Genomic DNA, 4,442 nt, shown 5'->3' on the forward strand with positions numbered 1-4,442 from the left:
GTCCTGTGCCTCGGCCTGTTCGCGCCCTTCGCGCCAAGGCTTGCGCAGCGCTATGGAGCCGAGCGCACCTTGCTCGGGGCGCTCGCCTTGCTGGTGCTGGGAACCGGCCTGCGCTGGTTCGGTACGGTTCCCCTGCTGTTTGTCGCGACCTTCCTGGCCGGCGGCGCCATTGCCATCGGCAATGTGCTGCTGCCAGGCCTGGTGAAGCGCGATTTCGCCGACAGGGCCGCCGTCATGACCGGGCTCTACACCATGGCGCTCTGCGCCGGTTCGGCTGCCGCCGCGGGCTTCACGCTGCCGATGGAGCATTTTGTCACCGGTTCATGGTCCGGAGCACTTGCTGCCTGGGCGGTGCCGACCCTGATTGTGTTGCTGATCTGGATTCCGCAGGCGCTGGGCAGCCGGCGGCAAGTGAGCCATCAAGGCTTTCGCGTCGTCGGGCTTTGGCGCGATCGCCTTGCCTGGCAGGTGACGCTGTTCATGGGGCTGCAGTCGGCGCTCGCCTATTGCATCTTCGGCTGGCTGGCGCCGATCCTGCGCGAGCGTGGCTTCGATGCGGCCACCGCTGGCGCCATGGTTTCGGTGTCAGTGATGGCGCAGGTCATCACCTGCCTCGCCGTGCCATCCTTTGCGATGCGGCTGAAGGACCAGCGCGGCATCAATGTGGCGCTCGTCGCCACGGCGGTGGTCGCGCTGCTCGGCATTCTCTTTGCGCCGACCTCGACGATGCTGTTCTGGGCGGTCCTGCAAGGCATCGGGCAGGGTGGCCTTATCGCGGCTGCCATGAGCTTGATCGTGCTGCGTTCACCGGATTCGCATATCGCCGCGCATCTTTCAGGCATGGCGCAAGGCGTCGGCTATGTGCTGGCGGCCTTCGGCCCGTTGCTGGTGGGCCTGATCCGCGATTGGACCGGCAGTTTTTCGGGGACGGCGTTCCTGTTCGTCGCGCTCGGGCTTGGCGTAGCCATCATGGGGCTCGGTGCCGGCCGTGCGCTGCATGTCGGCGCGCGGACCGTGCGCGAGGGCGAGCAATAGCGTCCGCAATCCTGCACGAAATGTTGACTGCCACGCCCCGGGAATGCCTTGCCGTATGGCCTTGCGCGGATATGTATCGCGCATCAGTCGAACGGAGCGGGCGATGACGAAACACGACCTTCAGATCAAGACCAGGGATGGTGTTGCCAATGCCGGGCTTTTCCGCTCGGCAAACGCATCTCCTGCCAAGGCCGGCGTCATCCTCTATCAGGACGCCTTCGGTCCGCGGCCGGCGCTCGACGGTATGGCCGAGCGGCTGGCGAATGAAGGCTATGCGGTGCTGGTGCCCGACCTGTTCTACCGCAATGCGCCCTACGGGCCGTTCGACGCCAAGACCGCCTTCGCCGAGGAGAAGACCAAAATCCCGCTGATGGCGCTGGTCACGGGCACGACACAGGAGATGACCATCAGCGACAGCGGTGCGTTCCTCGACGCACTTGCTGCCGAGGGCATCACCGGGCCGATCGGCACGGTGGGATATTGCATGGGTGGCGGCCGGGCGTTGAACGCCGCCGCTAACTATCCCGACAGGATAAGGGCGGCCGCAAGCTTCCATGGCGGCAATCTGGCCAGCGACGCCGCCGACAGCCCGCGTCGCAAGGCAGCCTCCATCAAGGCGCGCGTCTATGTCGGCATGTCGGGTGTCGACAGAAGTTTCCCGCCGGAACAATCGATGCGATTGGAGGAAGCGTGGCGGGTTGCGGAAGTCGACCATGTCATCGAGAACTATGCTGGGATGGCGCATGGCTGGTGCGTGCCCGATCATAGCGTTTTCAACGCCGCGGGCGCCGAACGCCACTGGAAGCGATTGACGACGCTGTTCGCAGAGACGCTGATTTAAGGCAGGAGTCACTGCGCACTGATCGCACACAGGTCGACTCTGAGCAGGACGCTACGCGTCTTTGAACCAGAACGGCAGCCGATGCGGCGAAGAGTGAGCGATGCTTGCCCTTTCGACGGCGGCAGATGACTGTTCACCTTGCCGCCGCCGGATCAGGCTGCGCCTAGGCGTTTGCCTTGCGATAGGCTGCTACGACAAGCCAAATTGCGGAAAGCAGAAAGTAAAACGCGCCGAACCCGGCATAAGGGGCGATGTCCAGAATCGTCGGCGCAGCCGTGCCGAGGGATCGGCTGATCATGAAGCCGCCGGCGAGGGCCGACTGCGCACCACTGAGGATCATCGGCCATTGTGCGCCTTGGTAGCGCCAACGCTTTAGTCCCGTATTCAGCTGCAGCAGGCCCGAGAGGATCGCCCAAACCCCAAACACGGCCAGAACGGCATACATGCCGTTGTTAACCGCCACGATGACGGCGAGCGCCGTTGTCGTGCTGACCACGACATTCAAAGCCTGGGACGAGTTGGCCTTCAGGCCGCCATTTACCCTGGCGTCAACCAGATTGGCGAGGGCGTCCCATGCCGGGTAGATCACGAGCAGAAGCGCGGTGGGACCGGGTTGCCCGCTAAACAGGATGGCGGCAGCAACCCAGGCGATAGAAAATATGGCGCGTGCGAAATAATAGGATCGTAGCCATCCGGACCGGGTGAAAGATTGGTTTTGCATCGGCAGATTCCTTATTGATGTCTACCTATTAGTAGGTAGACAAAACCCTTAAGTCAACCCGATGTCCGGAACTCCCTGTGAGAATCGGGAACGATGCATAACCTTGACAGGTCGCCTACCAGAAGGTAGGCAGCGATATGAAATCAATGGCTTCGACTTCAGAAAAGATTCTCGATGTCGCGCAGTCTCTCATCGTCGCGGGAGGCTACAACGGGTTCAGTTATGCCGATATCTCGGCTGCCATCGGCATCAGGAAGGCGAGCATCCACCATCACTTTCCGACGAAGGCCGAGCTGGTTTCGGTGCTGGTGGATCGTTACAGGCGGCAGGCCGAAGTGGGTTTGGAATCTCTCCGCGGAGAACTCTCAAGCCCTGCTGAACAACTGCAGTCCTATCTGAACTATTGGCGGACATGCATTCGCGATGCCTCGCCGTCCTTCTGCGTCTGCGCGATGCTCGCCGGCGAGATGCAGATGCTGCCGGAAGAGGTAGCGTCACGCGTTCGTGCCCATTTCCAAAATCTCGCGGGATGGCTTACGTCGGTGCTGCGGGCTGGAATGGAACAGGACTTGTTCCGCTTGAACAACCGGCCGGAGGAGGAGGCCCAGATGCTGATGGCATCGGTTCACGGGGCAATGCTGTCCGCGAGGGCTTTCAACGATCCCGGGCTGTTCACCATAATCGTCACCCCCCAGATCACCAGGCTGCTGGGACGGGATAGCTAGAAAACTATCGGGCCAAAGTGATACCAGGCAGCGCAAGTGGCGCGCCCCAAATGAGTGGGTCGAGCGGGAACGAATAGCCTGATGCAATCTTATGATGTCGTGATCATCGGCGCGGGTGCCGCCGGAATGATGTGCGCCGTGGAGGCGGCCAAGCGCGGCCGTTCGGTGCTGATCCTCGATCATGCGGCGGCGCCTGGCGAGAAGATCCGCATCTCCGGCGGCGGCCGGTGCAATTTCACCAACATCCATGCCAGCCCGAAGAATTTTCTGTCGGGCAATCCGCATTTCTGCATTTCGGCGCTCAGTCGCTACACGCAGCGCGATTTCATCGCCCTCGTCGAACGCCACCGCATTGCCTATCACGAAAAGACGCTTGGGCAGCTGTTCTGCGATGGCTCCGCACGCCAGATCATCGACATGCTGGTCTCGGAAATGCAGGGCAGGGGCGTGGAGCTGGCGCTCTCGGCCAGCGTTGAGGATGTCCGCAAAACCGTGGAGGGGTTTGCGCTCACCCTCTCCACAGGCTTGGTTACTTGCCAGTCGCTGGTCGTGGCCTGCGGCGGCAAGTCGATCCCCAAGATGGGTGCGACCGGCTTCGGCTATGAGCTTGCCGAACGGTTCGGCCTTGCCATCGTCGAAACGCGACCGGCGCTGGTGCCGCTGACGTTCGACGCAAACACGCTTGAGCGGCTAGCGCCGCTGGCAGGCAATGCGGTCGACGCGGAAGTCGCCTGCGGCAAGACGCGGTTCTCCGAAGCGATGCTGTTCACGCATCGCGGCGTCAGCGGGCCATCCATCCTGCAGATCTCGTCCTATTGGCGCGAGGGCGATGAAATCCGCATCGCCATGCTGCCGGGAGTTGACGTGGCGGACCTCATTCGGGTGGCCAAGCGAAGCAATGGGCGGCAAGCGGCACAGACGGTGCTGGCAAATCATCTGCCGAAGCGGCTTGCGCAGTCGATCGCCGAGCGCACCGGGATCGACGGCAACCTTGCTGATCTTTCCGACGCCCAGATGAAAACCATAGCTGCCGCAGTCAATGACTGGCGCATCAAGCCTGCCGGCTCAGAGGGCTACCGGACCGCCGAAGTGACGCTGGGTGGGGTCGACACCAACGGGC

Annotated in this window: 5 protein-coding genes; 4 read left to right on the forward strand and 1 reads right to left on the reverse strand. The window is 62.4% G+C overall.

Annotation, left to right across the window (positions count from 1 at the left end):
- Nucleotides 1-1,035, forward strand: a 1,035-nt coding sequence (locus tag EOD15_RS29335; RefSeq protein ID WP_127409080.1) for an MFS transporter, incomplete at its 5' end; no start/stop codon positions are given.
- 103 nt (nucleotides 1,036-1,138) lie between these two features.
- Complete coding sequence (locus EOD15_RS29340) at nucleotides 1,139-1,876, forward strand: dienelactone hydrolase family protein (protein ID WP_127317933.1); 738 nt, start codon at nucleotides 1,139-1,141, stop codon at nucleotides 1,874-1,876.
- Nucleotides 1,877-2,039: 163 nt separating this feature from the next.
- Here the strand turns inward: EOD15_RS29340 and EOD15_RS29345 are convergent, their stop codons facing one another.
- On the reverse strand, nucleotides 2,040-2,597 hold the full coding sequence (locus EOD15_RS29345) for a DUF308 domain-containing protein (protein ID WP_127317935.1): 558 nt from the start codon (nucleotides 2,595-2,597) through the stop codon (nucleotides 2,040-2,042).
- A 137-nt stretch (nucleotides 2,598-2,734) separates the two neighbouring features.
- On the opposite strand from EOD15_RS29345, the gene EOD15_RS29350 reads away from it, so the two are divergent.
- Nucleotides 2,735-3,322, forward strand: coding sequence for a TetR/AcrR family transcriptional regulator (locus EOD15_RS29350; protein WP_127317937.1), 588 nt, complete (start codon nucleotides 2,735-2,737; stop codon nucleotides 3,320-3,322).
- Nucleotides 3,323-3,403: 81 nt separating this feature from the next.
- Nucleotides 3,404-4,442 (forward strand): NAD(P)/FAD-dependent oxidoreductase (locus EOD15_RS29355; protein WP_148129688.1); only part of this gene is annotated, 1,039 nt, incomplete at its 3' end.

This window comes from Mesorhizobium sp. M7A.T.Ca.US.000.02.2.1, assembly GCF_003996995.1.
GTDB lineage: Bacteria > Pseudomonadota > Alphaproteobacteria > Rhizobiales > Rhizobiaceae > Mesorhizobium.